This is a genomic window from Rhodomicrobium udaipurense JA643, assembly GCF_000636015.1.
GTDB lineage: Bacteria > Pseudomonadota > Alphaproteobacteria > Rhizobiales > Rhodomicrobiaceae > Rhodomicrobium > Rhodomicrobium udaipurense.
The window spans coordinates 1-23,101 of record NZ_JFZJ01000053.1 but is presented as its reverse complement, the minus strand read 5'-3'; the positions used below and the strand labels follow the sequence as shown (position 1 = coordinate 23,101).

At 62.6% G+C, this 23,101-nt stretch carries 23 protein-coding genes; 14 read left to right on the top strand and 9 right to left on the bottom strand.

Annotated features, from left to right (window positions below; all coding sequences use genetic code 11):
* From ccoP to ccoN, 4 genes are all read right to left on the bottom strand, one after another.
* On the bottom strand, nucleotides 1–672 hold a 672-nt coding region (ccoP, locus tag T281_RS09445; RefSeq protein WP_037237779.1), incomplete at its 3' end, for a cytochrome-c oxidase, cbb3-type subunit III.
* The gene (locus tag T281_RS09440; protein WP_037237777.1) at nucleotides 662–841 is read right to left on the bottom strand and encodes a cbb3-type cytochrome c oxidase subunit 3; all 180 of its coding nucleotides are present in this window, start codon (nucleotides 839–841) and stop codon (nucleotides 662–664) included. The genes ccoP and T281_RS09440, both read right to left, overlap by 11 nt.
* Nucleotides 842–854: 13 nt before the next feature.
* Nucleotides 855–1,586: a cytochrome-c oxidase, cbb3-type subunit II gene (gene ccoO, locus T281_RS09435; protein WP_037237774.1), complete on the bottom strand. Its 732-nt coding sequence runs from the start codon at nucleotides 1,584–1,586 to the stop codon at nucleotides 855–857.
* 9 nt (nucleotides 1,587–1,595) lie between these two features.
* Nucleotides 1,596–3,266, bottom strand: a complete 1,671-nt coding sequence (ccoN, locus tag T281_RS09430) for a cytochrome-c oxidase, cbb3-type subunit I (RefSeq protein ID WP_052037318.1) — start codon at nucleotides 3,264–3,266, stop codon at nucleotides 1,596–1,598.
* Nucleotides 3,267–3,554: 288 nt separating this feature from the next.
* Here ccoN and T281_RS09425 point away from each other — a divergent pair, with 288 nt between their 5' ends.
* Both T281_RS09425 and T281_RS09420 read left to right on the top strand, forming a co-directional pair.
* Nucleotides 3,555–4,142: a hemerythrin domain-containing protein gene (locus T281_RS09425; protein WP_155955184.1), complete on the top strand. Its 588-nt coding sequence runs from the start codon at nucleotides 3,555–3,557 to the stop codon at nucleotides 4,140–4,142.
* A 123-nt stretch (nucleotides 4,143–4,265) separates the two neighbouring features.
* On the top strand, nucleotides 4,266–4,469 hold the full coding sequence (locus T281_RS09420; RefSeq protein ID WP_037237762.1) for a hypothetical protein: 204 nt from the start codon (nucleotides 4,266–4,268) through the stop codon (nucleotides 4,467–4,469).
* A 125-nt stretch (nucleotides 4,470–4,594) separates the two neighbouring features.
* Here the strand turns inward: T281_RS09420 and T281_RS09415 are convergent, their stop codons facing one another.
* Complete coding sequence (locus tag T281_RS09415) at nucleotides 4,595–5,203, bottom strand: hypothetical protein (protein WP_037237759.1); 609 nt, start codon at nucleotides 5,201–5,203, stop codon at nucleotides 4,595–4,597.
* Nucleotides 5,204–5,526: 323 nt separating this feature from the next.
* Between T281_RS09415 and T281_RS09410 the strand changes: the two genes are divergently transcribed.
* The 5 genes from T281_RS09410 to T281_RS17710 all read left to right on the top strand — a co-directional run bounded on the left by T281_RS09410 (nucleotide 5,527) and on the right by T281_RS17710 (nucleotide 10,821).
* Nucleotides 5,527–6,660 (top strand): Re/Si-specific NAD(P)(+) transhydrogenase subunit alpha, encoded by a 1,134-nt coding sequence (locus T281_RS09410; protein WP_037237793.1) that lies wholly within the window; start codon nucleotides 5,527–5,529, stop codon nucleotides 6,658–6,660.
* The gene (locus tag T281_RS09405) at nucleotides 6,660–7,082 is read left to right on the top strand and encodes a proton-translocating transhydrogenase family protein (RefSeq protein ID WP_037237756.1); all 423 of its coding nucleotides are present in this window, start codon (nucleotides 6,660–6,662) and stop codon (nucleotides 7,080–7,082) included. Before T281_RS09410 ends, T281_RS09405 begins: the two co-directional genes overlap by 1 nt.
* Nucleotides 7,082–8,476, top strand: coding sequence for an NAD(P)(+) transhydrogenase (Re/Si-specific) subunit beta (locus T281_RS09400; protein ID WP_037237744.1), 1,395 nt, complete (start codon nucleotides 7,082–7,084; stop codon nucleotides 8,474–8,476). The genes T281_RS09405 and T281_RS09400 overlap by 1 nt, the downstream gene beginning before the upstream one ends.
* Before the next feature lie 193 nt (nucleotides 8,477–8,669).
* Entirely contained in the window at nucleotides 8,670–8,849 is a 180-nt protein-coding gene (locus tag T281_RS09395; RefSeq protein ID WP_013420507.1) for a hypothetical protein, read from the top strand.
* Nucleotides 8,850–9,213: 364 nt separating this feature from the next.
* Nucleotides 9,214–10,821 (top strand): SUMF1/EgtB/PvdO family nonheme iron enzyme, encoded by a 1,608-nt coding sequence (locus tag T281_RS17710; RefSeq protein WP_052037317.1) that lies wholly within the window; start codon nucleotides 9,214–9,216, stop codon nucleotides 10,819–10,821.
* Nucleotides 10,822–10,843: 22 nt separating this feature from the next.
* On the opposite strand, the gene T281_RS09385 is transcribed toward T281_RS17710, so the two are convergent.
* Complete coding sequence (locus T281_RS09385) at nucleotides 10,844–11,500, bottom strand: Crp/Fnr family transcriptional regulator (RefSeq protein ID WP_245269201.1); 657 nt, start codon at nucleotides 11,498–11,500, stop codon at nucleotides 10,844–10,846.
* Nucleotides 11,501–11,787: 287 nt separating this feature from the next.
* On the opposite strand from T281_RS09385, the gene T281_RS09380 reads away from it, so the two are divergent.
* The 6 genes from T281_RS09380 (at nucleotide 11,788) to ubiV (ending at nucleotide 19,912) form a co-directional block, all read left to right on the top strand.
* Nucleotides 11,788–12,588, top strand: coding sequence for a DUF2189 domain-containing protein (locus tag T281_RS09380; RefSeq protein ID WP_162173151.1), 801 nt, complete (start codon nucleotides 11,788–11,790; stop codon nucleotides 12,586–12,588).
* A 162-nt stretch (nucleotides 12,589–12,750) separates the two neighbouring features.
* On the top strand, nucleotides 12,751–13,998 hold the full coding sequence (locus T281_RS09375; protein WP_037237742.1) for an efflux RND transporter periplasmic adaptor subunit: 1,248 nt from the start codon (nucleotides 12,751–12,753) through the stop codon (nucleotides 13,996–13,998).
* Nucleotides 13,999–14,002: 4 nt separating this feature from the next.
* The gene (locus T281_RS09370) at nucleotides 14,003–17,167 is read left to right on the top strand and encodes an efflux RND transporter permease subunit (protein WP_037237739.1); all 3,165 of its coding nucleotides are present in this window, start codon (nucleotides 14,003–14,005) and stop codon (nucleotides 17,165–17,167) included.
* A gap of 155 nt (nucleotides 17,168–17,322) precedes the next feature.
* Nucleotides 17,323–18,003, top strand: a complete 681-nt coding sequence (gene ubiT / locus T281_RS17705; protein WP_162173150.1) for a ubiquinone anaerobic biosynthesis accessory factor UbiT — start codon at nucleotides 17,323–17,325, stop codon at nucleotides 18,001–18,003.
* Nucleotides 18,000–18,992 (top strand): ubiquinone anaerobic biosynthesis protein UbiU, encoded by a 993-nt coding sequence (gene ubiU / locus T281_RS09360; protein ID WP_037237736.1) that lies wholly within the window; start codon nucleotides 18,000–18,002, stop codon nucleotides 18,990–18,992. Before ubiT ends, ubiU begins: the two co-directional genes overlap by 4 nt.
* The gene (gene ubiV / locus T281_RS09355) at nucleotides 18,992–19,912 is read left to right on the top strand and encodes a ubiquinone anaerobic biosynthesis protein UbiV (protein WP_037237733.1); all 921 of its coding nucleotides are present in this window, start codon (nucleotides 18,992–18,994) and stop codon (nucleotides 19,910–19,912) included. The genes ubiU and ubiV overlap by 1 nt, the downstream gene beginning before the upstream one ends.
* A 61-nt stretch (nucleotides 19,913–19,973) precedes the next feature.
* On the opposite strand, the gene sseA is transcribed toward ubiV, so the two are convergent.
* The gene (gene sseA / locus T281_RS09350; protein WP_037237730.1) at nucleotides 19,974–20,834 is read right to left on the bottom strand and encodes a 3-mercaptopyruvate sulfurtransferase; all 861 of its coding nucleotides are present in this window, start codon (nucleotides 20,832–20,834) and stop codon (nucleotides 19,974–19,976) included.
* Between the two features lie 103 nt (nucleotides 20,835–20,937).
* Between sseA and T281_RS09345 the strand changes: the two genes are divergently transcribed.
* On the top strand, nucleotides 20,938–21,294 hold the full coding sequence (locus tag T281_RS09345) for a hypothetical protein (RefSeq protein WP_052037313.1): 357 nt from the start codon (nucleotides 20,938–20,940) through the stop codon (nucleotides 21,292–21,294).
* A gap of 67 nt (nucleotides 21,295–21,361) precedes the next feature.
* On the opposite strand, the gene T281_RS09340 is transcribed toward T281_RS09345, so the two are convergent.
* Nucleotides 21,362–22,417, bottom strand: a complete 1,056-nt coding sequence (locus T281_RS09340) for a cysteine synthase A (protein ID WP_037237716.1) — start codon at nucleotides 22,415–22,417, stop codon at nucleotides 21,362–21,364.
* A 454-nt stretch (nucleotides 22,418–22,871) separates the two neighbouring features.
* Nucleotides 22,872–23,101: hypothetical protein (locus tag T281_RS19385; RefSeq protein WP_210164075.1), on the bottom strand; the 230-nt coding region annotated here is incomplete at its 5' end.

The window sequence follows — 23,101 nt, the reverse complement described above, 5'->3', positions numbered from 1 at the left end:
GGTGACGCAGGCGCCGTCGCCCTGGAAGACCGCCTTGCCGCGCTCGGCAGCCGCGCTGTCATGCGGAAGGTTCGAGAGCGAGCGGACAAACTCTGCCGTGTCGCTGATCTGGGAGGGCGTCAGTAGACCGTCAACCCCGAATGCGGGCATCTGGGAGATGCGCGTCTCCGGATGGTCGCTTCGGATGCCATACTGGATCGTCTGAAGGATTTGGTCGAACGTGCCGCCCCAGATCCAGTTGTCGTCGTTGAGGTTCGCAAAGCCTGGGCTGCCCTGCGCACCACGCCCGTGACACGCCGCGCAATTGTCGCCGAAAGCGACCTTGCCACCGGCCAGCGCGAAGTTCAGAAGCTGCGAATTGGCCTTGATGTCGGCGAAGCTGTCCTTGACGATAGCTTCGTTCAGCTTTGCCTGGCCGTCGCGCACCGCCTGAAGCGCCTCGGTTACGTTCGTCCGCTCGCTATAGCCGAGCAGCCCCTTGGTGTAGCCGGACACGAGCGGCCATGTCGGGTAGGCGACCCAGTAACCGAACGACCAGATGATGCAGGCGTAGAACGTCCACAGCCACCAGCGCGGCAGAGGCGTGTTGAGTTCGGCGATGCCGTCCCACTCGTGACCTGTCGTGGCAGTGCCGGTGTGGGGGTCTACTATTTGCTCGTGCTTATCGGCCATTGTTGCCCCCAGCGCTAAAGTCGTCTGAATCCAGCGGAATGCGGCTCGCTTCGTCGAAGCCCTTCTGGTTGCCGGGCCAGAAAACGAAGACCAGCACGCCGATGAAGAGCGTCACGAAGATGAAGAGGCCCGTCATCGCGGAGAGGGAACGAACAGTTTCGTAAGTCATGGTGTCCTCCTCCTCAGCGCAGGTTCGGGCCGGATGCGTCGTACTTCGCGAAGTCGACGAGCGTGCCGAGCATCTGGAGATACGCGATCAGCGCGTCGAGTTCCGTCACATCGCCCTGCTTGGCGTCGAACTTGCGAACGACGGCTTTCGGGTAACGCGCGGCAACGGCCGAGGCTTCCGGCGTGTCGGGCTTCGTCTGCGCGACGATGTCGAGCTTCGCGTTCTCGATCTGCTCGTCGGTGTAGGGCACGCCGACTTCGCGGAGCGTCTTCAGACGTTCGGAAATGTCGTCGTAGTCGAGCTTGCGCTTCCCAAGGAACGGATAGCCCGGCATGACGGTTTCCGGCACGATCGAGCGAGGGGCTGTCATGTGCGCGACATGCCACTCGTCCGAATATTTGCCGCCGACGCGGGCGAGGTCGGGGCCCGTCCGCTTCGATCCCCACTGGAACGGATGATCGTACATGCTCTCCGCTGCGAGGCTGTAATGACCGTAGCGCTCAAGCTCGTCCTTGAGCGTGCGGATCATCTGGCTATGGCAGGCGTAGCAACCCTCGCGGATGTAGACATCGCGGCCCTTGAGTTCGAGCGGCGAATATGGCCGCACGCCTTCCACCTTTTCGATGGTCGATTTCAACCAGAACAGGGGCGCGATCTCCACGAGGCCGCCGATGGAGACCACGAAGAGGATGCCTACGAGGAGGACGAGAGAATATTTCTCGAACGGTGCGTGACTGAGTTTCATGTTCGCCTCCTACACGGCCGGAACGGGTTGCGGGGTGCGAAGCTCAGGCGCGGCTGCAATCCTGGGCTGATCGGCGACGTCCACCGGCTCGTCTCCGCGGATGGTGCGGAACACGTTGTAGGCCATGATCAGCCCGCCGGTGAGATAGAGGAGGCCGCCCGTGGCGCGGATGACGTAATAGGGGTGCATCGACTCGACGCTTTCAACGAACGAGTATTGCAGCACGCCGAGTGCGTCGGTCGCCCGCCACATCAGGCCCTGCATGATGCCGGAAACCCACATGGCGGTGATGTAGAGCAGGATGCCGATAGTCGCGACCCAGAAGTGCCACTCGACAAGGCGCTGCGAATACAGGCCCCGACGCTTCCACAGCCACGGAACGAGGCAGTAGATCGCGCCGAAGGATACCATGCCGACCCAGCCGAGCGCGCCGGAATGCACGTGGCCGACGGTCCAGTCGGTGTAATGCGACAGCGAGTTTACCGAGCGAATGGCCATCAGCGGGCCTTCGAAGGTCGACATGCCGTAGAAGGCGACCGACACGACGAGGAAGCGGATCACGGGATCGGTGCGCAGCTTGTCCCACGCGCCGGACAGCGTCATCAGGCCGTTGATCATGCCGCCCCACGAGGGCATCCAGAGCATGATCGAGAACGTCATGCCGAGGGTCTGCGCCCAATCGGGAAGCGCGGTGTAATGCAGATGGTGCGGACCGGCCCAGATGTAGAGGAAGATCAGCGACCAGAAGTGCACGATCGACAGCTTGTAGGAGTAGACCGGTCGTTCGGCGCGCTTCGGCACGAAGTAATACATCATACCGAGGAAGCCGGCGGTCAGGAAGAAGCCAACCGCGTTATGGCCGTACCACCATTGCGTCATGGCGTCCTGCACGCCGGAGAAGGCCGAATAGCTCTTCGTTCCGAGGAAGGACACCGGCACCGCGAGGTTGTTCACGATGTGCAGCATCGCGATGGTGACGATGAACGCGAGGTAGAACCAGTTCGCCACATAGATGTGCGGCTCCCGGCGTTTCATGATCGTGCCGAGGAAGACGAGCAGATAAGCCACCCAGACGATGGTCAGCCACAGGTCCACGTACCATTCCGGTTCCGCGTATTCCTTGCTCTGGGTGACGCCGAGGAGGTAGCCCGAAGCCGCCATGAGGAGGAAGAGCTGGTAGCCCCAGAACACGAACCACGGTAGCCAGCCGCCGAAGAGTTTCGCCTTGCAGGTCCGTTGCACCACGTACATCGAGGTGGCGAGCAGCGCGTTGCCGCCGAAGGCGAAAACCACGGCCGAGGTATGAACCGGGCGCAGGCGGCCGAAGTTCGTCCATGGCAGGTCGAAGTTCAGCGCCGGAAAGGCAAGTTGCCAGGCGATCATGTCGCCCAGCATGAAACCCGCCACGCCCCAGCACACCGTTGCGATCGTGCCCGCCTTTACGACGTTGTCCGCGTAGAAGTCGGCTGGTTGGCTGGGCGCGCTCGAAAAGGCCTTGCCCGCCAGGAAGACGGTTCCAGCCAGAGCAAAAAGCGCGAAGATGACGGCATGAAACTGCATCACGCTGTCGGGCGAGAATAGGGCTATAAAGACACCGAGGGCCAACCCCCCGAGAGTGAGGCCGAGCGCTCCCCAATCGAGAAGCGCCGCGCCTCCTGTTTTAGTGCTCGCAACTTCCATGATGTTCTCCCCGTCAGCCGACGAATGCGGGCCTACGTTTGCGATCTTTGCGAGAATTCCTACGCTGCCGCTTGGCGGCCTTGATTTCGATCAATTCCAGGGGTGGCCTAACACACATCCATCATGAAGTTGCAGGATTGACAGGGTTTTATTGGCTTCACTTTTCCGAGAGGCCGCGTTCTTTTCCCCTCGAAGGGCGAGCGGCTTTGCCGTGGCCGCTTGACCTCGATCAAGGCGCGAGGTTGTACCCGGCGCATTCTTGAGGAAAACGAGACTGGGAAGAACACGGTGCACGACCCGGGAAGCAGCGAGCATAACAACAGGATTCCGAAGCCTCTCGGCGAGGCGTTTCTCTCCCTGCTCGAACGCGATCAGAGGCGCATGCTGCGGATCTGCACGCGCCTGGAAAGCATCGCGGACGGCCTGCCGGGAAGCGGCAAGCTAAGAAGGACAGCGAGGGAGATTGCCTTCCTCGACCGGGCGTTTGACCGGCACATGTTCATCCATGAGAAGTTCCTGTTCCCGCTCGTCAGGAGCCTTTGCGACAGTCGCGAGAGTGTCGAACCCATGCTCTGCCAACTCGAAGCGGAGCATGCGACCGATCAGGGGTTGATCCTCGAAATCACAGCCGCCTATGCCGGTGCCATCGGCAGCACGCCCCGCGCGGTCGGGGTGCCGCTCTGCACGCTCGGCTATCTTTTGCGAGCATTTTTCGAGAATTTCCGGCGTCACGCGGCCTGGGAAAAGATGCTGCTCCATCCCGTCGTGAAGGATCAGTTCATCTCCGAGACGCCAAAGCATCAGCACGACGCCGTGCTGCGTTATTCCATCGGCGCGGGGCGGAGCGGGCGCTGGTTCCCGGCGGTCGTTGGCTAGCGCACGCGGCCACATACGCCGGAACGATGGCGAACCCTATACAATCCAAGATTGTACTTGCGGAATAGTAAACGCGGGGATAGAAATTATGAAAGGTTTTTGCTCAGTTCTGCGTCAATCGCCATGTCACAATCGCTCTTGCGCGTTTCCGCCGATGTCGCCACCGAATTCGACGCCTATACTCGGACCGCTTATGTGGAGGAGCGTATCGCACTGATGGTGCAGAAAATCGGCTATGTCGCGGCCTGCATAGATCTGTTTCACTGGAGGCACGTCATCGATCAGGCGCTGCGGGAGGTCGAAGCGGAGCGTTCCGCATCGCGGTGAAGCGCAGTAGAGCGCTCCGATAGAAGGCGGATAGCGGCGGTGGAGCGCGTGAGGCAATCGCTGTGCTGCCGTGAGAGACGGAGACCGCGGGCTTCACGATCTCCGGGCACCTGCGGCTTTCGCCTTTATTTAGCTTCGAGGATCTTCGGGCATTCCTTCGAGACGAAGCGGTTGATCTCGCGCACGAGATCCTTTTCGAACAGGCCGAAATTCTGTTCGAGCGTCGCCGCCGTCCAGACCGCGCCCTTGATCAGCGTCGCGCCCTGGATGTCGTTGATATGGAGGGCCGCGTTCGTTGACGCTCCGTCCTTGAACTTCAGCTCGGGCGCAAGCGTGGCGCTGATGGGATATTTGCTTTCGCCGATCTCGCAGGACACGGCCTGCTTCTCGACCTTCAGCTCATGATCCGGCTTCGTGAGCGACGCGACGATATCGGCGCGCTTCACGCTGACTTTCGCGCTGCACTTTGCCGAGCCCTGGCCCCAGGACAGTTTTTTCTGTTCGGCGCCCTTCTGGATTTCTTCCTTCTGCCACGTCTTGGTTACGTCGCAGGTCACGTCCGGCCCGTTCGCGTCCTTTGAGACGATGATCGAACAGAGGTCTTTGGCGCATTGCGAAAGCTTGGCTTTCTCGCCTTCGTCTTCCGCCGACGCCGCCCCCGCGAGCGCCATGGAAAGACCGAGCGGAATCATCACGCCACGGACGATGCTCACACTCCAATCGAAATTCGACATACGCAATAAACTCCCCCGGTTTCGCGCGCTTCGCCGCGCCGCGATGCTAGCCATTTGGGCAATGGCGCGCTCATTTAGCATGGCGCATACAGAGTTCAACACTTGGCGGTCGCAGAAACTTGTGTAAATGTTCGGCTAACAAAAAAAGGGGTCCGGCGATGAATGGGGAGCGAACGGAAGCGGTTGAAACCGTGGACATGTCGGCCTGGATCGTTGCCGGCAACGCTGAAAACACTCTGTGACAAGTCTGGTGCGGTTGTCGCCATGCCGCTGGCGGTGCGGCGATGTCCTAATCGAAGCCCCAACGTTCCAATAGGCTCATGATCACAATCTCCGTAACCCGGGAGGGAGAGGGCGAAACGCGGGTCGCCTTGTCTCCTGAAACCACGAAAAAATTCAAAGGTCTCGGCGCGCGCGTCGTGTTTCAGGCGGGCGCGGGCGACCGTTCATTCCTGCCGGACCGGCTGTTTGCCGAGGCGCTCGCGGAAATCGTCGAAAGCGCGGCGGAAGCGGTGCGCGAAGCCGACGTGCTTCTGAAAGTCGGCCGCCCCTCGGCGGAGGAACTCGCCGCGCTCAAGCCGAGCGCCATTGTCGTCGCCATGCTCGACCCGTTCGGCGCGCGCGACGAGCTTGAAGCGCTCGCGGCTAAGGGCGTCTCGGCGTTTGCGATGGAGTTTATCCCCCGCATCACGCGCGCGCAGTCGATGGACGTGCTGTCTTCGCAGTCGAACCTTGCGGGCTATAAGGCCGTGATCGACGCTGCGGCGCATTTCGGCCGCGCTTTCCCGATGATGATGACAGCGGCGGGCACGGTTCCGGCCGCGCGCGTCTTCGTCATGGGCGCTGGCGTGGCGGGCCTTCAGGCCATCGCGACAGCGCGCCGCAATGGTGCAGTGATCTCCGCGACCGACGTTCGCCCCGCCGCGAAGGAACAGGTGGCGAGCCTTGCCGCGAAGTTCATCGCGGTCGAGGACGAAGAGTTCAAGGCGGCTGAAACCGCTGGCGGCTACGCCAAGGAAATGTCGGACGAGTACAAGAAAAAGCAGGCGGCGCTGATCGCCAGCCACATCGCGGCGCAGGACGTGGTCATCACGACCGCGCTCATTCCGGGCCGCCCCGCGCCGCGCCTCGTTACGCGCGAGATGGTCGAAAGCATGAAGCCCGGCTCCGTGATCGTGGACCTCGCGGCGGAGCGCGGCGGCAATGTCGAAGGCACGGTGCCCGGCCAGATCGTCGTGCATGCGGGCGTCACCATCATGGGCCAGACGAACCTCGCGGGCCAGGTGCCGGGCAACGCCTCGGCGCTCTACGCGCGCAACCTTTATGCCTTCCTCGAACCGCTGATCGACAAGAAGGACGGCAAGCTCGCCATCAAATGGGACGACGAAATCATCGCGGGCACGCTGATCGCCAAAGACGGCCAGATCGTGCATCCGCGCCTCAAGGGAGGTGCCTGATGAAAACGAAGCTCTACCCGGCGCTCGGGGGGCTTGCCCTCACGGCGTTGACCATGCTCGCGCCCGGCGCGGCGCTCGCGGCCTCCGAAGGCTCGCACGGCGTTTCGCCCTTCGTCTACGAATTGTCGATCTTCGTGATGGCGATCTTCGTCGGCTACTACGTGGTGTGGAGCGTGACGCCCGCGCTGCATACGCCGCTGATGTCGGTCACGAATGCGATTTCCTCGGTGATCGTGGTCGGCGCGCTGCTCGCGGTCGGTGTCGAGGCGGCGGACGTGATCTCCACCGGCGGCACGTTCTGGGCGAAGCTGTTCGGCTTCCTCGCGCTCGTGATGGCCTCGGTGAACATCTTCGGCGGCTTCCTCGTCACGAGCCGAATGCTCGCCATGTACAAGAAAAAAGAAAAGAAGGGTGACCGGTAATGAACCCTAGTCTGGTTGCTCTCCTTTACCTCGCCTCCGGCGTGCTCTTCATCCTTGCGCTGCGGGGGCTTTCGTCGCCCGAAACCTCGCGGCAGGGCAATACTTTCGGCATGATCGGCATGGCCATCGCCACCGCCACCACGCTCGGCGTTGCGCGGCCGGAAACGAACGAAAGCTGGCTGCTGATCGCGGGCGGTATCGCGCTCGGCGGCGGCATCGGCGCGGTCGCGGCGCGGCGCATCGCCATGACGGCCATGCCGCAGCTCGTCGCCGCGTTCCACAGCCTCGTCGGCCTCGCCGCCGTATTCGTGGCCGCCGCCGCGCTCTACGCGCCGGAAGCCTTCGGCATCGGTACGCCCGGCGCGGTCTATGCGCAGAGCCTCGTCGAAATGTCGCTCGGCGTCGCGATCGGCGCGATCACCTTCTCGGGCTCGCTCATCGCGTTTGCGAAGCTCAACGGCAACATGTCCGGCAAGCCGATCCTCTTGCCCGCGCGCCACCTCATCAATCTGGCGCTCGCGGTCGGCATCGTCGCGATGATCGTGCTTTTCGTGCAAACGCAGGACACGAACCTGTTCTGGGCCATCGCGGTGACGTCCTTCGTATTCGGCATCCTGCTGATCGTGCCCATCGGCGGCGCGGACATGCCGGTGGTCGTCTCGATGCTGAACTCCTACTCCGGCTGGGCGGCGGCGGGCATCGGTTTCACGCTGTCGAACACCGCGCTCATCATCACCGGCGCGCTCGTCGGTTCGTCGGGCGCAATCCTGTCCTACATCATGTGCAAGGGCATGAACCGCTCGTTCATTTCGGTGATCCTCGGCGGCTTCGGCGGCGAGACTTCAGCGGCGGGCGGTGCGACCGAACAGCGCCCAGTGAAGCAGGGTTCCGCCGATGACGCGGCGTTCATCCTGAAGAATTCGTCGAAGGTCATCATCGTGCCGGGCTACGGCATGGCGGTCGCGCAGGCGCAGCACGCGCTTCGCGAGATGGCCGACAAGCTGAAGGAGGCCGGCGTCGAGGTGAAATATGCGATCCACCCTGTCGCGGGCCGCATGCCAGGCCACATGAACGTGCTGCTCGCCGAAGCGAACGTGCCTTACGACGAGGTCTTCGAGCTTGAGGACATCAACTCGGAACTCGCGCAGGCGGATGTGGCATTCGTCATCGGCGCGAACGACGTGACGAACCCGGCGGCGAAGGAAGATCCGTCATCGCCGATCTACGGCATGCCGGTGCTGGAAGTGTGGAAGGCGGGAACCGTGATGTTCATCAAACGGTCATTGTCTTCCGGCTATGCAGGCATCGACAACACGCTGTTCTACCGCGACAACACGATGATGCTTTTCGGCGACGCCAAGAAGATGACGGAAGAAATCGTCAAGGCGATCTAACGGGGAAACTGAGGCGCGGCGTGTGCCGCGCCTGTCCACGTGCGGGGACGGGCTTCGTCATCCGCCGTTCCGAGATCAGCGGTGCACACGGATGAATTGTGGCGTCATGCCCCTTGTAAAAGGGGGGCGCTTTCTTTAGCTTTCGGCTGGTATTCCTGCGTTTTGCCTGCCGTAAAAAACTTGGGGGACTACAATGAGAGTGAGCTACTTGCTTTGGCTTCTCGGCATCGTCATCGCGGCGCTTGTCGGATATAACGTTCTCGTCGCTCCGATCGATTTTGTAAACAGCCTTATCGCCAGTTTCAACCCGGATGGCGCGGCGAAGGCCCTTCTTCTGGCTCTCGGGCTGGTCGCCATTTCGAAGCTGTTCTAAGCTCTCCTCCGGCGAAACGGTTCGTTTTGCCGGAACCAGAGCGAGACCACAAAGCTTGATTGTCAGGGTGCCGCAGCGGCGCTCGGCGATAGCATTTGAAGTCGGCATGGCAGCGCTGTGCCGACCTCTTTATTTGCGATTCCGTGCGAGGCTCGGAGCCTCTCCGGATTTCTAAAACACGACGCGAGAGGCGCTTTGGTTTGCGACGTGAGCCCGAAAAGCGACCGCATGATTTCTCCCGATCTGGCCCGGGGGTTGCCGCAAATGCGCCCCATCAATGCCTTAGACGGCGACCTACCTTATAACAGCGCGGCCTGTGCCCTAAGGCGCGCAAAATCATAATGTGGCGGTCAGGCAATAACCCATGCACGGTGAGCCGGATTTTTATAGCATTCTCGGCGTTACGAGAAACGCGACCGACGTCGAAATCCGTCGGGCCTTTCGGACGCTCGCCAAGAAATATCACCCCGATAGCCAACAGGCTTCGGGCGTGGCGTCCGATCTCGATTTCAGCCGCTTGACGGAAGCCTACGAAACGCTGAAGGATCCCGAGCGCCGCGCGGCCTATGACGAAGAATTGTCTCACGGACGTCAATTGGCTGGATTGGGCGAGCGCCTCATGCGCCCGAATGCCTTCTTTGCGGGCGTCGCGGCAGGGGTTGTCGTCGCAGTCTTCGCCGTTGGGAGCGCATTCTACTTCGGCGGAACGAAGGAAACTCCGAAATCGCAGGACTCGCTGAGCATTGCTGCGACGAAGACCGACCGGCAGCCGCGCGAGGCCGCGACGCAAGGCCAACAATCCGCCGGGCAGGCCGCAGCCGAAAAGGCGGACAATGCGGAGTCCAGCGCGCCGCAGCAGACGGCGGCTTCCGCCACCGCGCAATCAGCGTCAGCTTCGCAGGAGGCGGCGGTTCCCACGCCCGCCGCTCCCGCTGAAACGGTGAAAATGCGGCGAACGGCCTCGCTCGAAAAGCCCGCCGCTGAAAAACACGATGCGCCGCCGCTGCCGCAGGTTACGCTCGACAACAACACTGTCATCGACCCCCCGACCGAGCGAAACGAAGGCGTTGCCGCACCCGATTACCCGGCGCCGCCATTTCCCGATCCCAAGTCGAAGATCTCTTCGAAAAAGGCGCCGCCATCCGTTAACGGCGCGCTGGATGTGTCGACCGGTTCGGTCTCGCACGAGATCGTGCAGCAGTTCGAACCGGGTAACGGGCGGCGCGAAAGCTTCGCCGATTGCCCCCATTGTCCCGAGATGGTCGTTATCCCGGCCGGGCAGGTGGTGGTCGGCGCGCGCCCGGAAAGCGCGGGCTATCGGCCCGAGGAAGCTCCGGCCCATCGCGTCGTCCTCAAGAAGCCGCTCGCGGTCTCGAAGCGCGTGATTTCGGCCGGAAACTGGCGCGCCTGCGTGGACGCCGGTGTGTGTCGACTCACATTGTCGTCGCTTCTCGCGGTCGGGTCGACCGTTCCGGCGACGCGGCTCACATGGTTTGACGCGAAGGGCTATGTCGACTGGCTGAGCCAGATTACCGGGCGGCGCTACCGGCTGCTCAGCGAGGCGGAATGGGAATATGCGCTGCGCGCGACCTCCGACCGCGACGGCTCGGAGCGGTCGACCCGACCGCCATTCGATCCGATGGCGGACGGCGGGCCTTTCGGCCGCATGCGCTTTGAACGCGCGAGCATGACGAGCGCGAATGCGTGGGGCCTTTATACCGGCACGGTCTTCGAGTGGGTCGAGGATTGCTGGCACGCGAGCTACGACCGCGCGCCCGGCGACGGCGCGGCGTGGCTCTCTGCTTCGGGCGGAGATTGCGCTTATCGCGTGGTGCGTGGGGCGACGCGAGGCGACGCGGCCCGGTTTTCGGCACGCGCCCGGGAATTCGCCGATATCGGAGCACCGATGCTCGGCTTTCGTGTGGCGCGCGACATTCCGCAGCCAGCGAGAACGGCGCTCGGTGAGCCGTAGCGAGCGACTTCGCTCGAAACCCTCAATCCTCGGCGGGGACGCTTCGCCGCGCTTTTGGTGAAGGCACCTTGGCAGGTGCGTCGTAGGCAGCTTCCTGAAGCCGCGCGAGGTCCGGGATCAGGATCTCGCGATAATTCACCAGTTCGATGACCCCTCGGGTCTTAAGTCGCGTGATCTGGCGGCTCACGGTCTCGATGGTGAGGCCCAGGCAATCGGAAATCTCGGCGCGCGACAGCGGTAGAACGAAGTGAACCTCATCGCGCCTTTCAACGCGCGAGCACTCCATATTGGGCACGCGCTTCGCGATCATCAGGAGGAAGCTCGCCACGCGTTCTTCCGCCTTCTTCCGGGCGAGAAGAAGCATCCATTCCTGGCAGGCGTCGAGTTCTGTCAGGGTGTATTGAAAAAGCCGGTGTTCCAGCCCCGGGTGCTCGGCGAGCAAACGCTCGAACCCGGCCGTCGGGAAAACGCAGAGTTCTACGTCGGTTGCGGCTTCTGCAAAGTAGGGATTTTCCGCGCGGTAAGCCCTGCCGAGAAAGTCCGATGCGAACAACAGGCCGATGATGTGCTGCCGCCCGTCATCGAGCGTCTTCGTCAGCTTGACGACTCCGGACACGATGTTCGCAAAAACGCTCCGCGCCTGCCCTTCGCCGAGGATCATCTGGCCGGCAGGGACCACGCGGCTGCGCGCTATGCGATTTAGGCTCAGAATCTCCGTCGCGCTCAACGCGTCGCATATGGACCGATGCCTTATCGCGCATGTGGTGCAGCGGCTTGCCTGGTCGATGGACAGAAACATTTCCAAGCGGATGGACGACCCTCGGAAGGGGCTCCCTACGAAAAGCGGTTCTTCGGAACCATCTTATCCCTGTGAGAATGATGGGGAAGAATTTTGACCTGTGTCAAACGAGAAAAAAGGCCGCACCCATCTTTGCCATGAAGTGGCCTGAAAAAGGGGAGTTCGCGATGACGTCCACACATGATGATACCGCTCCGGCTTCCAAAAGCGGCGACGCCGCTCCTGCCATTGTGCGCGTCCCGTTCGATGCTCCCTGGAACTGGCTGGCGGCGGGCTGGCGCGATCTTTGGGCAACGCCACAGATCAGCCTGATCTATGGCGGGGTGTTCGCGGGGATCGCCTGGTTTTTCCTGCTCGCCCTCGCGCTTTCGAGCGCGCTGCCTCTGATCCTGCCGCTCGCCGGAGGCTTCCTCCTCCTGGGACCGGTGCTCGCAGTCGGGCTTTACGAAATCAGCCGCAAGCGCGAGCGCGGGGAGGCGACGTCCTGGGCCGATATCTCCGCCGTGATCCGCGAGAACGGCTCGCGCCTTGCACTTTTCGGTGTGGCGCTGCTGCTCCTCTTCATCTTCTGGATGCGCGTCGCGTTTCTGCTGTTCATGTTGTTTTTCGGTGCCGCGAGTTATCCTTCCGCCGAAACACTGGTCTCGACGCTCCTGTTCACCTGGCACGGGCTCGGCCTTGCAATTGTCGGAACGACTGTTGGCGCGCTTTTCGCCCTCGTCGCCTATGCGATCTCCGCGATTTCCGTGCCGATGCTGCTCGACCGCCACGTGGATGTCGTGACGGCGATCATCCAGAGCGTGCAGGCCGTGCGGACCAACCCCGAGGCGATGCTTCTCTGGGCGGCTCTTATCCTCGGAATTGTAGCGCTCGGCTGCTTGACCCTCTTTGTCGGCCTCACGATCGCGTTCCCACTCGTCGGTCACGCGAGTTGGCACGCTTACCGAGAACTCACCGGCACGCGGTAAAGTTGGATACAAAGAGACGGTTGTCTTGCCGCAAAAGACTCTATAGGTCCGCACTCGGGCAATTCGTCGCGCAAAGGGACGTTCGCACGCTCGCAAGCGATTGAAATGCCGAAAGCCTACCGATTTGAAATTTTGACGCCAACGATATCTGATGAGGGCGCTTTGACTTTCCGGCTTCGCAAGACGCGTCGTTTGCTGTGGGCGCTTCTCCCCATCGTTTCCGCTTTAGCTGCTCCCGAGGGCGCCGAGGCTCAAGCTCCCGGAGCGGGGCCGCCTGCGGTCGGCGTGGTCCGTGTGGAAGAACAGCCGCTGACCCAAACCAGCGAGTTTCTCGGGCGCATTCAGGCGACCGATCGCGTGAATATCGTGGCGCGCGTGTCGGGCTTTCTGGAAAAGCGCTTCTTCGAGGAAGGGTCCGAAGTCAAGAAAGGCGAGTCGCTCTACCGCATCGAGCAGCCGCCTTTCAAGGCCGAGGTGGACGCGCGGCGCGCCGTTGTGGACCAACTGAAGGCGCAGCTCGAAAACGCGAAGCTGACGCTCGACCGCGCGAAATCTCTGCTTGGCGGTCCCGCCGGTCAGCAATCTGCTTATGACAGCGCGCTCGCCCAGCAGCGGAGCTTCGCAGCGCAGGTGCTCGGCGCTCAGGCGCAATTGCAGACGGCGGAAATCAATCTCGGCTACACCGACATCGTCGCGCCGATCACCGGCAAGATCGGCCGTACCGCGATCACCGAGGGCAACTATGTGACGCCAAGCTCGGGGACGTTGACGACCATCGTCAGTCAGGATCCGATGTATGTCGTCTTCCCGGTTGCGGTACGCGCGGTCAATGAACTGGTCGCACGCTATGCGACGCGGGGCGGCTTCGAGGCCGTTCGCATCAAGCTCAGGCTTCCCGATGGCCGCATCTACGAAAAGGAAGGCGAGGTCAACTTCGTCGACAACACCGTGTCGACCGACACCGACACGATCATCCTTCGCGGTACGATCCCGAATCCACAACTGACGATTTCAAAGGGCGTAGCTATCCGTACGCTCTCGGACGGGGAATTCGTGCGCGTGATCCTCGAAGGCGTTCAACCCGTTCAGGCGGTTGCGGTCCCACGTGCCGCCGTGCTGACGGACCAGCAGGGCGATTACGTCTTTGTGATCGGCGCCGACAACAAGGCTGAGCTGCGCCGCATCGAACTCGGGCAGACGACGGGCGCGACCGCCTTCGTCCTCAAAGGGTTGACGAAGGGCGAAAACATTGTGGTCGAGGGGCTGCAACGCGTGAAGCCAGGCCAGCCGGTTTTGCCGGGACCGCCAGCGCCGCAGCCGGGCGCGCAGTCGAACGCCGCGCAGCCAACTTCCGCGAATGGCGCTCCCGCCGCTCCGGCAACCAAGAAGCCCGACGACGGGAAGCGGTGATTCCATGATTTCTTCGGTCTTCATCGACAGGCCGCGCCTCGCGATCGTCTTGTCGATCGTGATAACGATCGCGGGCATTCTCGGCCTCATCAATCTCCCCGTCTCGCAGTTCCCGGACATCGTGCCGCCGCAGGTGCAGGTCACGGCGAACTATCCGGGCGCGTCGGCTGAAGTGGTCGAAACCAGCGTGGCGCAGCCGCTGGAAGCGCAGATGGTCGGCGTCGACAAGATGCTGTACATGAAGTCGAACAGCGCGAACGACGGCACCTATACGCTCACGCTCACGTTTGAGCTCGGCACGAATCCCGACATCAACACCGTTAACGTGACGAACCGCGTGCAGTCCGCGCAGTCGCAATTGCCGCAGATCGTGACGCAGCAAGGCGTGATAACGCGCAAGCGCTCGTCCGCCGTGCTCCAGTTCATGATGCTCTACAGCGAGACGGGCGAACAAGACCCGCTCTTCATCACGAACTATGCCACGATCAACGTGCTGGACGAGATAGCGCGCACGCCGGGCGTCGGCCAGGCCTCGCTGTTCGGCAGGCTCAACTATTCGATGCGCATCTGGTTCGACATCGAGCGGCTCGTGAGCCTCAACCTCATGCCGTCCGACGTGATCCGGGCCATTCAGGCGCAGAACATTCAGGCCCCGGTCGGCCGCGTCGGCGCAAGGCCGATCAGTCCCGATCAGCAATTCCAGATGAATCTGCAAACGCAGGGTCGCCTTTCCACACCCGCGCAGTTCGGCGATATCATCCTTCGCGCCAACCCCGACGGGTCTGCGCTGCGCGTCCGAGACGTTGCGCAGGTGCAACTCGGCGCGCAGAACGAGGATTCGGAAAGCCGGCTCAGCGGCAAGCCTGCCGTCGCGATGGGCATCTACCTTGCGCCGGGTGCGAACGCCGTGGCAACGGCTGCCCGCGTCAACGCGACGATGGAGAAGTTGAAACCCCGATTTCCGCAGGGCTTGAATTATCTCGTCGTCTTCGATTCGACGACCTTCATTTCCGACACCATCCACGAAGTCATAAAGACGATCATAGAAGCGTTCGTCCTCGTGGTGATTGTCGTCTTCCTGTTCCTCGGGAACCTCAAGGCGACGATCATTCCGGCCATTGCGGTGCCGGTCAGTCTCGTCGGCACATTCGCCTTCCTTCTGCTCCTCGGATACTCGGCCAACACGATCTCGTTACTGGCTCTCGTGCTAGCCATCGGCATCGTGGTGGACGACGCCATCGTCGTGGTGGAGAACGTCGAGCGCGTGATGGAGGAGGAGCCGGACCTGTCACCGGCGGAGGCCACCAAAAAGGCCATGAACCAGATCACGGGGCCGATCATCGCGATCACCCTCGTGCTGCTCTCGGTGTTCGTCCCGACCGCCTTCCTTCCCGGCATCACGGGACAGTTGTTCCGGCAGTTCGCCGTGACAATCTCCATCGCAATGCTGATTTCGGCGATCGTCGCGTTGACGCTGTCGCCCGCGCTCTGCCGCGTATTCCTGAGGCCCGCCGCAAAACAAGGCGTCATGGGCTGGGTCATGAGACGCATCGACAACACGCGCGATTCCTACGCCTGGGTGGTGACACGCCTCGTCCGTGTTGCGGTTGTCTCGCTGTTCATTATCGGCGGCTTCGCGGCAGGCGCCTACTTCCTGTCCCTCAAGACGCCGACGGGCTTCCTGCCCGAAGAAGATCAGGGCGCGTTCTTCATTGTGATCCAGCTTCCAAATGGCGCTTCCGTGTCGCGTACGACCGAGGTGGCCAAACAGGTTGAAGGGATGATGCTGAAGCAGCCGCAGGTCTACCAGACCTTTTCGGTGATCGGCTTCTCGTTCCTCGATCAGAGCGCGGCGTCGAATTCCGCCTTCATGGTGGTCAGGCTCAAACCGTTCGCCGACCGACCCGGACGCGAGAACTCGGTTCAGGCGCTGATGGGCAAGACCTTCGCGATGACCCAAGGCATACGAACGGCGAACATCTTCGCGTTCAACGTGCCGCCGATCATCGGTCTTTCAACCAGCGGTGGCTTCGAATATCAGCTCGAAGCGCTTGAAGGTCAGGATCCGGCGAAGATCGGCAGCGTGATGGGCGGGCTTCTTGCGGCCGCGAATCAGGACCCGCGCCTCACTCGCGTGTTCTCGACGTTCACGGCCAACAATCCGTCCATCTTCCTCGACATCGACCGTGACAAGGCGCAGACGCTCGGCATCAACATCAACGACATCTTCACCGCGCTACAGGCGACGCTCGGCGGCATCTACGTCAATGACTTCAACATGTTTGGCCGAACGTGGCAGGTGAACATCCAGGGCATCGCCGAGAATCGAACCGATCTCGAATCGCTCTGGCGGATCTACATCCGCAACAACAAGGGCGCTGTGGTGCCGCTTCAGTCCATCGCCTCGGCGCGGATCGTGGTCGGCCCGCAGGTCATATCGCGCTACAACAACTATCGGTCGGTCTCGATCACGGGTAGCCCGGCTCCCGGCGTTTCGTCGGGTACTGCGCTCGCGGCGATGGATGAAGTGTCGAAGAAGACGCTGCCGAGCGGATTCTCCTACGAATGGACTGGCACGGCGTTTCAGGAGCATGAGGCTTCTGGCCAGACCGGCGTCATCCTCGCGCTGGCGCTGCTATTCGCCTACCTGTTCCTCGTAGGCCTCTACGAAAGCTGGTCCATCCCGATATCGGTGATCCTCTCCATCGCGGTCGCGATCCTCGGCGCGATGGCGGGCATTCTGATTGCCGGGCTGACGCTCGATCTTTACGCGCAGATCGGTCTCGTCGTGCTTGTCGCGCTCGCGGCAAAGAACGCGATCCTTATCGTGGAATTCGCGAAGGAAGAGCACGACAAGGGCGTTCCGATCATGGAATCCGCCGTGCGTGGCGCGCGGACCAGGTTCCGCGCCGTGATGATGACGTCCATCGCCTTCATCCTCGGCCTTTATCCGCTGGTGGTGGCGACGGGCGCGGCGATGATCACGCGGCGCGATGTGGGCACGCCCGTGTTCGCGGGCATGCTCGCGGCGAGCTTCGTCGGCATCCTCATCATTCCGATGTTGTATGTGGTGTTCCAATCGGTGCGCGAGCGGGTGAAGAAGCGGCTGCTCGGCTCGGCCTACGAGCGGCAGACTCCGCATCCGCCGGACGAGCAACCAGCGGCATAGCGTTCGCCTCTCGAATGGCCGGGTTTTTCCCGGCCATTTCTTTTGGCTGAATGTGGTCGACAAAATGCCACCCCCGCTTCCAGATGACGCGCCGCGTTTCGGCTTGACCGTTGATCGATCTTTACTCATCATCCGGCCCCATGAAGCCATCGAATTTGCCGGCGCCCCTCGTTCGCGGCGCCATGACCGTCGCGCCGCCCTTTGTGCTGGCGCGCGCTATCGACGCACTCCTGCGCAAGATGGAGCGCGCGCACCCGCGCCTGTTCAAGAATCTGGCGCGGCTCAAGCCCTATGTGATCCACGTCGAGCCGTCGGATCTGCCGCACCGCTTCGCGCTGAAGTTCGGCGGCGACGAGAAGGCGTTCGTGCGTCTCCTCGATCCGCGCGACGAAACGCCCGGCGACGCCTGCATTAAAGGCAACATCGACGTTCTCCTGAACCTGCTTCAGGGCCGCATCGATGGCGACGCGCTGTTCTTCACCCGCGGCCTCGTCATAGCGGGCGACACGGCTGCCGTGGTCGCGCTGCGCAACACGCTCGACCGCGAGGAAATCGACCTGTTCGCTGACGTCACCTCGATGTTCGGTCCGCTTCAGAAGCCCGCCGAACGCGCGCTGACCGCTATCGGACGCGCCCGTGAAGCCGCGCGCCATCGCGCCGCCGAGTTCATCGACTCCCTTCGCGAAGACAAGACGGCGGACGCTGCGGCCCCAGCTTGGGTCAACGAACGCGACGCACTCAAGGCCGAACTCAAAACGCTCCAGACCCGCATCGCCAAGCTCGAAGTGCGGGAGAAGCTCGCGAAAGGGGCGAGCCAGGACCCGGCACACTCATGACACACCATTCCCTTGAACTTCTCAGCCCAGCCGGCAATCCGGCAGCGCTCCGGGCGGCCATTGAGGCTGGCGCGGACGCCGTCTATTGCGGCTTTGCCGACCGAACCAACGCGCGCAACTATCCCGGCCTGAATTTCGACGTGGACGAGATGGTCGAAGGCGTGGCTTTCGCCCATTCGAAGGGCGCGAAGGTGCTCGTCGCCATCAACACGTTCCCGCCCGCTGGCGAGATGAAGTCGTGGAAAGACGCCATCGACAACGCCGCCATGGCGGGCGCTGACGCCGTCATCCTCGCCGACATCGGCGTGCTCGACTATGCCGCGAACAAGCATCCGAACCTGCGCCGCCATCTGTCCGTGCAGGCGTCCGCCGCGAACCCGCTGTCCATCAACTACTATCGCGACCAGTTCGGCGTGAAGCGCGTGGTGCTGCCGCGCATCCTCTCCGTCGACGAGGTGGCGCATGTGGCGAAAGAAACGGGCATGGAAATCGAGGTGTTCGGCTACGGCTCCGTTGGTCCGATGTCCGAAGGCCGCTGCTTCCTCTCTTCCTACATGACCGGCCTCTCCCCGACGAGCGAGGGCGCTTGCGCGCCCGCAAGCCACGTCACCTACAAAGAAGAGGGTGACTTCGTGCTGTCCTGCCTCGGCGATGTCGTGCTGAACCGCGTCGCCAAGGGCGAGGGCGCCGCCTATCCGACGCCGTGCAAAGCGCGCTACGTCGCATGCGGCAAGGCGGGCTACATCTTCGAGGAGCCGATCGCGCTGAACGCGCTCGACATCCTCCCCGAGCTGAAGAAGGCCGGTGTGACGGCCCTGAAGATCGAAGGCCGCCAGAGAAGCAAGGCCTACGTGGCCGAAGTGGTGAGCGCGTTCCGCAAGGCACTCGACGCGGTGGAAACGGGCGAGACCCGTTCGACTGACGACCTTAGCGACCTCTCAGAGGGCGGCCGTCAGACGTTCGGCGCGTACAAGAAGGGCTGGCGCTGATGCCAAACGAAAACGCAAAGACGGCCAAGCTGACGCTTGGGCCGCTCCTCCACCATTGGACGCCGGAAGCGCGCCGCGACTTCTACTTCCGCGCCGCCGACGAGATGCCGGTCGACTCCGTCTATGTCGGCGAAGTGATCTGCTCGAAGCGTGAGCCGTTCTTTCAGGATCATCTCCCGGAAGTCATCGACCGGCTGAAATCTGCGGGCAAGGAAGTGGTGATGTCCACGCTGGCGCTGGTCACGCAGCCGCGCGAGGTGAAGGCGATCCGCGAGGCCGCCGACGCCGACCTGATCGTGGAAGCGAACGACGTCGCATGCCTAGAAGCGCTGCATGGCCGCCCGCACATCATCGGCCCGTTCATCAACGTGTTCAACGAGGGCGCGCGCGACTTCGTCGCGAAGAACGGCGCGTTCCGCGTGGTGCTGCCCGTGGAAGCGCCCGCGACCTCGATCAAGGTGCTGGCCGACAACGCAGGCAAGCTCGAAATCGAGGTGCTGGTTTTCGGCAAGCAGACGCTGTCGATCGCGATGCGCTGCTATCATGCGCGCGCCAACGGCCTCACCAAAGACTCGTGCCAGTTCGTTTGCGGCCTCGATCCGAACGGCCTCAACGCAACGACCGTGACCGGAGACGACATTCTCACCATCAACGGCACGTCGACGATGTCGAACGGTTATGGCGTGCTGCTGCACGAGCTTGACGCGCTGCGCACCATGGGCGTGACGCATTTCCGCCTCTCGCCGCAGGCTGTCGATATGGTTGATGTCGCGCGCCTTTTCCGCGACACGCTCGACGGAAAACTCGCGCCAGGGGAAGCCGAGGCGAAGCTTCGTCCTCTCACCGAACCTGTGCCGTATGTGAACGGCTTCTATTATGGCCGCGTCGGCCTGTCATGGAACGACCGCCACGCCGCCTGAGGCGACGTGGCGAATGCTGCGCGTTGACGGCGCCGCTAAAGCGGCCCGTCGCCGTTCCCGATCAGGCCGGACCCGTCGTAACCGGCGCTTTCGGCACCTCGCTCCATTCCGCCCATGAGCCGTCGTACACTGCGGCGTGCTCGTTGCCGGTTACGGCCAGCGCGAGCGCCAGAATGCACGCCGTGACGCCAGACCCGCATGTGGTGATGACCGGCTTTTCCGGATGAATGCCCGCCGCTTCGAACGCAGCGCGCAACTCCGCCGCTGGCTTCAGTGTCCCGTCCGGCGCGATCAACGACCCATACGGCACGTTCCGCGCTCCCGGCATATGACCAAGCCGCGCGACAGGGCGAAGTTCCACCTCTGCACCCTCAAAGCGCGGCTTTGAACGCGCATCGGCGATCTGCGTGCGGCCGCCTTCCACGATGTGGATCATGTCGTCGATTTCGCGCACGAGCTCGCTGTTCTTGCGGGCCGTGAAATGCCGCTCGGAGCGCGGCGTCGGCGCACCCGCTTCAACCGGACGCCCTTCCGCGAGCCATTTCTTCAGTCCGCCATTCAGCACCACGACATCTTCATGGCCCATGACGCGGAACATCCACCACGCACGCGGCGCGCTGAACAGGCCTTTCGAGTCATAGACGACCACCTTCATGCCGTCGCCGATGCCCGCCTTGCGCATGCGCGACGCGAACTTTTCCGGCGATGGCAGCATATGCGGATAGGGCGAGTTGGTGTCGGACAGCGCCTCTATGTCGAAATAGAGCGCGCCGGGGATATGCGCCTCGTTATAGACTTCGTTCGCCGGACGCGCATCGGCTGGCATGGCGAGGCCGGCATCGACCACCACAAGGCCCGGCGCGCCGAGCCGCTCTGCAAGCCAGTCCGTCTCGACCAGCCACTTGGACGAAAAATCGGTCATTGCTTCCCCCTGAATCGGTGATTTTGTATAGGGTAACCTGCGGTCGCGCGGAACGGTATGGATAATGCGTCAAAGGCGCGCCGGGTCCACTGGGAGCGACATTGTGCCGTCAAATGAAGCATCGGAACCGCTCGCGATCCCGGCTGCGCTGAGCGCCATTCGCTACGACGCGCGAAGCATCCCTGGCTGCACAGGTAGCATCGCCAAGCACGGAGCGAACTGCCAGCGCTTCGCTTATGCGGTGATCCGGCATTACGGCTGCGAGATCGCGGATTTCCGGTCGAGCGAGCTGTGGGAGGACGAGGTGTTCACGCGCGTGACACGCGAGTTTAAACCGCTCGACCTCCTGCTTTCAACCGCGAAGCCGAAGCCTATGGCGCGCATGTCGGGGTCTACATGGGCGCGGGGCTTGTCGCGCATCTTGCGAAACATGTCGGCACGCCCGCGCTCTGGACGCTAGCGGATTTCGCCGCGCGCCCGGAATATGCCAGCTTTATCGGCGCGAAACGCCCGATCCGACGCGCCGCTCAGCCTTCGAAAACGGTCGGCAGCGTCTGAGGCGCGTCGAGCCACGGCGGCACGGGCAGCCCCTTGCCGCGCAGAAACTCCGGGTTGAACAGCTTCGACTGGTATCGGGTGCCGTAGTCGCACAGGATCGTCACGATGGTGTGGCCGGGGCCGAGATCGCGTCCGAGCCGCACCGCGCCCGCCACATTGATGCCGGTCGAGCCGCCGACGCACAGTCCCTCCTCGCTGAGAAGGCGGAACACCACGTCGAGCGCTTCCTCGTCGGGGATCTGATAAGCGCCATCGACCCCCGCGCCGGCGAGGTTTGCGGTGATGCGGCCCTGACCGATTCCCTCGGTGATCGATGAGCCGGTGGCTTCGAGCCTGCCGTGAGCATAGTGGCTGTAGATCGCCGAGCCGAACGGGTCCGCGACGACGACGACGATTCCGGGGCGCTTCGCCTTGAGCCCGAGCGATACGCCCGCGAGCGTGCCGCCGGTGCCGACCGAGCACACGAAGCCGTCCACGCGCCCGGCGGTCTGCCGCCAGATTTCCTCCGCTGTCGTCTCGATATGCGCGCGCCGGTTTGCGATGTTGTCGAACTGGTTCGCCCACACCGCACCTTCGGGCCGTTCCGCCGCGAGCTTATGAGCGAGCCGCGCCGAGTATTTCACGTAGTTATTCGGGCTCTTGTACGGCACCGCCGGAACCTCGACGAGCGTCGCACCCAGAAGTCGGAGCGCGTCCTTCTTCTCCTGGCTCTGCGTCTCGGGGATCACGATCACAGCCTTGTAGCCGAGCGCGTTTGCGACAAGCGCGATACCGATACCGGTGTTGCCCGCCGTGCCCTCAACGATGGTGCCGCCCGGCTTGAGCTGGCCGCGCTTCACGGCGTCTTCCACAATGAAGAGCGCCGCCCGGTCCTTCACCGACTGGCCGGGGTTCATGAACTCGGCCTTGCCGTAGATCTCGCAGCCCGTCTCTTCGGAGGCGCGCTTGAGGCGGATCAGCGGCGTATTGCCGATGGCTGCGATGACGGAGGATTTCAGGGCGGACGTATCGTTTGCGTGAGTCATGGGCTCGCCGGATTCGCTGGGACGCGGCCATGATCGCGCCGTTGAACGGGGCAGACAACTCGCAAACCGACGATTAGATGGAATTTCCGCTTTGCGAGTGGCGTTTGGAAACGTCGCGTGGCGCTATTGAGCCGCGCGCTACGATGGTTCCGGGTTTCGTCGGGAAAGGGACGACGAAACTCCCGCCGGTGCCGCTGGAGCGCGCCAGCGGAGGGCAGCTTTGAAGCCGGAGCCGATGGCACATCTCTGCTCGAACAGGCGCGGGGGGCATTGAGCAGATTGATGACAATGCTCGCGAGCCGGGACGCGTCCAAAAAAGCGGGCGCGGGTTCTGAGCAGAATGCTTGGATGGAAATTTACAGCGTCGTACCGTCAATCGGACGCGGCGCGACGCTGTAAGTCGCCGTTGGCGATCAGCCTGAGTCAAATCGAGTTCGATTTAACGCAGCCTGATCTAATGCGCGCTATTGAAGCGATAAGCGCTCGAAAACGCAGGCGGGATGGCGGCGCCATGAAAAGACGGAAGCCGGGGCTTGCACCCCGGCTTCACACCCCCGCTGTATCTTATGTGGCCCAAAAAGCACAGACCTAAACATTGCCGCACGCCATCAACAAAAGTTTCGATCAAGCTTTGCGACTCACCGTATAGATGAGTTGCGCCGATCACATGGCGCGGCGTTTCTT